The following is a 7,175-nucleotide window of genomic DNA, read 5'->3' as shown; positions in this document are numbered from 1 at the left end:
CTTTTTGGGGTCAGATCAGAATAGCTAAGGCTTTTTTAAATTTTTTATTTCTCTTTGGCTTTTTCCTTCTCTTTTTCTTTCTCTAAGCCTAATAAAATCGCTAAGGTTTGCACCAATGTCATGGTGGCACATTGTGAACGGAAACCACTTACTTGCGCTTCTTTTACGACAAAAGCAACATCACTTGAAGCAATTAATGGACTAATCTGGCTATCAGTAATAGCTATATGTTTTACACCTTTTGGTGAGGTCGCATTCACAATCTCTAAAGTTTCTTTAGCATAAGGCGAAAAACTCACTGCTACGATAACATCGCCACTTTTCACTTGACCTAATTGCTCATCAAACATTCCGCCTAATCCATTAATTAAGAAAGAACGGCAATCTAAATGGTGTAAGGCATAATCCAAGTAGCAAGCAATACTAAAGGAACGTTTTAACCCGATGATAAAAATATTTTGTGCATTATTTAAAATTTCCACCGCACTTTTTAGCTGTTTCGCTGAAGTTTGGCTACTCAGCTGTTGCAAGGATTGAGTATTAGCTTGAGCAAAAATATTTAAAATATCTTGAGGATTATTTTGTCTGCTTTTTTCTGGTTCTAATTGACGGAAAACTTGTAAACGCTCGGTGTAATTGGCGGTTTCCTCAATCAAATTTTCACGAAAAATTTGTTTCATTTCATTAAAACCACTAAAACCAAAGGCATTAGCAAAACGAATTAATGTTGAAGGCGGAACACCTGTGCGTTCAGAAATTGTCGCAACTGTGTCAAAAACCACACTGTTATGATTATCGAGAACATATTGGGCAACTTGTTTTAGACGTTTGCTCAAGGTTGAATAGCGTGCTCGGACTTCATTTTGTAATGTCACAAGCTGAGAATGTTCTTGCATAATATTTCCTATATCTTGTTATATTTTCTCTCTACAATGAATTCAAATTTATACCATTTTGAAAGAAAAATTTCATTTTTATTTTACCTAAAAATGCCTTATTTGCTAGAACACTCGCTAATCTTTGTGATCAATATCTCAAATATTAATTTTATTTCTAGACATTTTTGAAATATATGTTTCAATTTAACCATGATTTATTCCATATCCAGTTTTTGTGATCACTTCATCACTAAGGAAAAGCACAATGAAAAAAGAAAAAACATTAGATCTTATTTGTCTTGGACGAGTTGCTGTAGATTTATACGCACAACAAATTGGTTCACGCTTAGAAGATGTGAGCTCTTTTGCTAAATATCTCGGTGGCTCATCTGGTAATGTGGCTTATGGTACGGCGGTGCAAGGTGTTAAATCCTCAATGTTAGCCCGTGTTGGTGATGAGCACATGGGGCGTTTCCTACGTGAGGAATTACAGCGTATAGGTGTGGACACAAGTCATTTGATTACGGACAAAGAGCGTTTGACCGCCTTAGTTATTCTAGGTATTAAAGATCAAGATACTTTCCCATTAATTTTCTATCGTGATAATTGTGCTGATATGGCGATTACGTCAGATGACTTTGACGAAGAGTATATTGCATCCGCTAAGGCTCTTGCTATCACAGGAACTCATCTCTCTCATCCTAAAACTCGTCACGCAGTTTTGACCGCACTTGAATATGCTGGTCGCAATGGAACAAAACGTTTACTTGATCTTGATTATCGTCCAGTACTTTGGGGATTAACTTCATTAGGTGATGGTGAGACTCGTTTTATTGACTCTGAAGAGGTCACCAAATCGCTACAAGAAGTATTACATCATTTTGACGTATTAGTGGGCACAGAAGAAGAATTCCATATTGCTGGTGGTTCAACCGATACATTGACCGCACTTAAAAATGTACGCAAAGTCAGTAATGCCACTTTAGTTTGTAAACGTGGAGCATTAGGTTGTTCAGTCTTTGAGGGTGATATTCCAGATCATATTGATGGTGGAATTAATGTGTACGGTGTGCGTGTTGAAGTATTAAATGTGCTAGGAGCAGGTGATGCCTTTATGTCAGGTTTATTACGTGGCTATATTAATGGCGAAAGCTGGGAACAATGTTGCCGTTATGCAAATGCTTGTGGTGCGTTAGTCGTTTCTCGTCATGGCTGTGCACCAGCAATGCCAACTAAAGAAGAATTGGATGATTATCTTGCTCGTGCAGAATCTGTACCTCGTCCAGATTTAGATGAAAAATTAAACCATTTACATCGTGTGACTACACGCAAACAAGAATGGCATGATTTATGTATTTTTGCCTTTGACCATCGCAAACAATTGGTGGATATGGCTGAGAAGTGCGGTGCAGATCCGAAACGAATTCCACAACTTAAAACCTTGTTACTCAAAGCAGCAGAACAAACTGCACAAGAGGAAGGTATTTACAATGGCAATGCGGGAATTTTAGCAGACACCACTTTTGGTCAAGCTGCGCTCAATGAAATTACCGGTAAAAAATGGTGGATTGGTCGCCCAATTGAAATGCCATCTTCTCGCCCATTACGTTTAGAGCATGGCGATTTAGGCAGTCAGCTCATTAATTGGCCAGCAGAGCATGTAGTTAAATGTTTAGCCTTCTATCATCCAACAGATAAAGCCGAGTTAAAAGCAGATCAAGATGCAACTCTAAAAGAAGTCTATCGTGCTTGCTGCCGTACAGGTCATGAATTGTTGTTAGAAATCATCTTACCTGCGGATATGGAACAAAAAGAAAGCTACTACACTGATATGATTGCGCACTTCTATTCTCTTGGTATCAAACCAGACTGGTGGAAATTACCGGGTGTTTCCGCAGAAACTTGGGCAAAAATAAGCAAAGTGATTGAGGCAAATGACAAACATTGCCGTGGTATCTTAATCCTTGGTTTAGACGCACCAGAAGCTGTCTTTGAAAATGTCTTCAAAGCATCAGCTAATGCACCTTTAGTAAAAGGTTTTGCAGTAGGAAGAACGATCTTTGGACAACCTTCAGCGGATTGGTTAGCAGGTAAAATTGATGATGAACAACTCATCAAAGAAACCTCTGAGCGTTACAGAAGATTAATCAAATTATGGAAAAATCGTAAAAACTAATTATCTTCTTTAAAAAAATACTAAACTTCATTAACCCGATACATTTGTGTCGGGTTAATTTCTGTTATAGTTATACATCATTTATCACATCTCAAAGGCATCATTATGGATAGTTCTCTTATTCCTAATATCGAACTTTTTATTGCACAAGTTCCTCCTTTTACTCATCTACCGCAAGATCTCATTCGCATTGCTGCGCAAAATATTGAAATTCGCTATATTCCCAAAGGGGAACTAATTACTAACGATCAAACAGATAGTCTCAATAACAATGAAAATTTGTATATTGTGCGCATGGGAGCAGTGGAACAAGTCAATAAATCAGGGCAACTCAGAGCAAGATTGGAAAGTGGCGATTGTTTTGGTTTTAGTATTTTTAACCACCAAGAACAAGATAAATATCAAGCCTACGCCTTAGAAAATACGCTGATTTATCAAATTCCTTTTCAGCGCTTGAATGAACTATTAAAACAATTTCCTGAATATGCATCCTATTTTTCTACTGATGCAGGAAAAAGACTAAACAGTTTGGCAAAAAATAACTTTTTGAAAAATCAAAATGATATTTTTATGAAAAAAGTGATAGATATTGCCAATCCTAAAATTGCCCTTGTTGATGCTAATACCACATTACAACAAGCTGCAATAAGAATGTGTGAGCAACGCCGTTCTTCTGCTTTAGTGATGCAAGAAAACAAGCTGATTGGAATTATCCATGATCGAGATATGACTAAAAAAGTGGTGGCACAAGGTTTAGACGTAAATACTCTGGTAACAGAAATTATGAGCCTTAATCCGCCCGTAATTAGTGGCAATGAATTGGTCCTCAATGCCGTATCTATGATGATGCAACATAATATTCGTAGTTTGCCAGTTATGCTTGATGACAAGGTGCAAGGTATTTTGACCGCTACAGATTTAGTTAAACAAAACAGTATTCAATCTGTATTTATTATCAACCGAATTTTCCAAGCTAATACCTTACCTTTACTCGTAGAAATTGCAAAACAACAACAGGATTTATTCCAAGCCTTACTAGAAAGTGGCGTTGCTTATAGCAATATCATGCACGTAATGACGCTTATTGCTGATGCCTTTGCACGTAAGCTATTAATGATGGCAGAGCATAAACTCGGTAAACCACCTTGCCGCTATGCTTGGTTTGTGGCTGGCTCACAAGCGCGCTATGAAATGCACCCTTTATCTGATCAAGATAATGGGATTATTTTAGAGAAAAAACTGACCGCACTTGAACGAAAATATTTTGCGCAACTTACCGACTTTGTCAATGAAGGTTTACGCCAATGCGGCTACCCTTATTGTACAGGTCATTACATGGCATCTAATCCTCGTTGGAGAGTATCTCTAACGGAATGGAGAGCAAACTTCCGTAGCTGGATTGTTTCCCCTGAGCTAGAAGGTTTGTTGAATGCTAGCGTATTTATGGATATGCGTGGCATTTATGGTGATCTTGAGCTAGTTGATGGACTACAACAATATTTTGTTGATTTAGTGGCAAACAATAAACGTTTCTTGGCTTTCCTTGTGGCGAACAGTATTCGAGTAAAACCACCATTAAGTATTTTCCGCAATTTCGTTCTGGTAAAAGAAGGCGAACATAAAAATAAACTTAACTTGAAAAAACGTGCTATTAGTTTATTAGTAGATCTTGCCCGCATTTATGCACTTGCCGCAGGCTTACCACAAACAATGTCAACGGAACAACGATTTGAGCATTGTTATAAGCAAGGTATTCTGAATAAAGAAACTCTTGATAATGCCTTAGAGGTATATCAATTTGTTTGTGATATGCGTTTTAAATATCAAGCTGAAGCATGGCAACAACAGCAAGAATTGACTAATCATATTGACCCAAGTGAATTGAGTGCGCTTGAGCGTAATCATCTGAAAGATGCTTTCCGTTTAATTGCGAAATTCCAAGAGGCTGCAGAGCTACGCTTTTCACAACGAGGAATAATGCGATGATCAAAAGTTTCTTCAACCAATTTCATCCATTGAATAAATTAGAAAAGCAACGGCAAGCCTTTCTTTGCCAAGATAATTTACCTGAACAATGGAGATCCTTATTTGCAACGCCTTATCCTAAAACTTCTGCAGATTTGACCGCACTTTCTTATCTGGTCATTGATTTTGAAACTACAGGTCTTAATTCAATGATGGATAATATTTTGAGTGTTGCCGCCGTGCCCATTGATAATTTAACCTTAGATATTTCAAAAGCATGGCATCAATTTGTGGCAGAACAGCAGGAAATTAAAGAAGATACGGTAGTAATTAACCATATTTTGCCACAAATGTTGAACGGGGCAGAAACCCTAGATGATACGATGAATAAACTCTTTGAGTTAATGCAAGGACGAATTCTTATTGCCCATGGTTCCAGTATCGAAAAGCGTTTTATCTTACATTATCTGAATGTGCGTTATAACTTGTCGCAATTCCCATTGCTGTGGTTAGATACATTAAAAATTGAACGCTCATTATTGCAAGATAGCGAACATAACTATCAGCTTACTCATGTGCGCAATAAATATAATTTGCCTGAATATGTGGGGCATAATGCGTTGATTGATGCAATCTCTGCTGGCGAACTTTTTCTTGCTCAATTGGCAAAGGTTTTTGGTAAAACACCAAAAGAAATCGGCGAAATTTATCGCCGATCTGTGAGTTAAAACAAGCAAGAAAATTCTTGCGATGAGAACGAATTTTACAAAATCATCTTCACTAATTTGTCCGCTTTAATGCGAGCAAATTTTTTCAAGAGTTTTTGCACTGGCTCAGGGTACTGAGCCAATTCTTCTAATTCAGTATAATGTTTTAATATCGTTGTGTTCTGACGAATACAGTTTAACTCTTGTTGAATTTGAGCTTGTAATTGCTGCTTAGGATCATGGATAAATAAGCCATTTTCCGCATCTAAACGCCAAGCACGCGGGTTTAAATTATTACCAGTTAACAACATATAGCGGTTATCTACCCAAATACCTTTCAAATGGTAGCTATTGTCGCCGTCTTTCCAAGTGCGAACCACTAACTGACCTTGTTCAATTTGCTTAGTAAATTTTTTACTAAAATGGCGCAAATTTTTCTCATATAAATAAGGTAATGCTCCCGCCATTTTAAAAGGCTCAGAAGGCGGAATATAAAAATCATTGGCAGTTTTATCGCCTACAATAATTTCTATCTGTTTTCCTTTAGCTAATAAACGGCGTATTTTTTGTTGTAAGGGACGTGGAAAATTAAAATAAGGCGTACAAATCGTTAATTTATCTTCCACAAGTTGAAATAGATCTTCAATGGTTTGATTTAGTAAATTTTGATGAGCGCCCAAGCCAAATAATGGACAAACCGTCAAACTATCATTTAAGGTAATGGACGATTCCACATGATATTGCGCTTCAGTCGCAAGATGCTTGCGGAATGTACGAATTTGTTGGCGAATTTCTTTCGTTTTTGGACGATGAATTGAATCAAGTGGATAAACTACGCTTGGTTCAAGTAGATAAGTTTTAGTGAAATTGACTAGCGTATCTGCCAGCATTTTGTTTTCGATTTTATGATAGCGATCGTAGCGGTATTTGGTTTGTTGGTGTAAATACACATTATTGATGCTTGCTCCGCTATATAAAACGGTATCATCAAACACAAAACCTTTAATATGCAAGACACCAAATACTTCTCTGGTATTAATTGAAACACCAAAAAACATATTAGGATCATCAGCTAGCTGATATTTACTGCGTTCATCACAATACCAATCTGCATTAGTAGCACTTTTCTCCGCACCCAGTAAATTACGTTGTGCTCGATGCCAATCAACCAGAATTTTTACATCCAATTCAGGATTTTCCTGTTTAGCACGATAAATTTCATCTAGGATTTGCTGGCCTGCTTCATCGTTTTGCCAGTAAAGTGCGGTGAAATAAATTCGTGATTTTGCTTGGCGAATGAGTTGAATAATCTGTTGTTTAAAATCTGAAGAATGATAAATAAACTCAACTTGTTCTGCTTGTAAAGGAATACAAGGTAAACGCTCCAAATTTTGTTGCGCTCGTTTTGTTTTATTGATCAACATAATTCACTTCTCTACGAGTTTGTGT

5 protein-coding genes are annotated in these 7,175 nt (G+C 37.1%); 3 read left to right on the top strand and 2 right to left on the bottom strand.

Features of this window, described 5'->3' with window-relative positions:
- Positions 1-44: 44 nt before the first annotated feature.
- On the bottom strand, positions 45-896 hold the full coding sequence (locus B0186_RS00400; protein ID WP_078217413.1) for a MurR/RpiR family transcriptional regulator: 852 nt from the start codon (positions 894-896) through the stop codon (positions 45-47).
- A gap of 247 nt (positions 897-1,143) precedes the next feature.
- On the opposite strand from B0186_RS00400, the gene B0186_RS00395 reads away from it, so the two are divergent.
- The 3 genes from B0186_RS00395 to B0186_RS00385 all read left to right on the top strand — a co-directional run bounded on the left by B0186_RS00395 (position 1,144) and on the right by B0186_RS00385 (position 5,747).
- On the top strand, positions 1,144-3,054 hold the full coding sequence (locus tag B0186_RS00395; protein WP_078217412.1) for a bifunctional 5-dehydro-2-deoxygluconokinase/5-dehydro-2-deoxyphosphogluconate aldolase: 1,911 nt from the start codon (positions 1,144-1,146) through the stop codon (positions 3,052-3,054).
- A gap of 105 nt (positions 3,055-3,159) precedes the next feature.
- The gene (locus B0186_RS00390) at positions 3,160-5,040 is read left to right on the top strand and encodes a DUF294 nucleotidyltransferase-like domain-containing protein (RefSeq protein WP_078217411.1); all 1,881 of its coding nucleotides are present in this window, start codon (positions 3,160-3,162) and stop codon (positions 5,038-5,040) included.
- Positions 5,037-5,747, top strand: a complete 711-nt coding sequence (locus B0186_RS00385) for a 3'-5' exonuclease (RefSeq protein WP_078217410.1) — start codon at positions 5,037-5,039, stop codon at positions 5,745-5,747. The genes B0186_RS00390 and B0186_RS00385 overlap by 4 nt, the downstream gene beginning before the upstream one ends.
- A gap of 35 nt (positions 5,748-5,782) precedes the next feature.
- Here B0186_RS00385 and pssA read toward each other — a convergent pair whose 3' ends face one another.
- The gene (gene pssA, locus B0186_RS00380) at positions 5,783-7,150 is read right to left on the bottom strand and encodes a CDP-diacylglycerol--serine O-phosphatidyltransferase (protein ID WP_078217409.1); all 1,368 of its coding nucleotides are present in this window, start codon (positions 7,148-7,150) and stop codon (positions 5,783-5,785) included.
- Positions 7,151-7,175 lie beyond the last annotated feature (25 nt).

This window comes from Canicola haemoglobinophilus, from assembly GCF_002015075.1.
Taxonomy (GTDB): Bacteria; Pseudomonadota; Gammaproteobacteria; order Enterobacterales; family Pasteurellaceae; genus Canicola; species Canicola haemoglobinophilus.
This window is presented reverse-complemented; position numbering and strand designations above follow the sequence as displayed.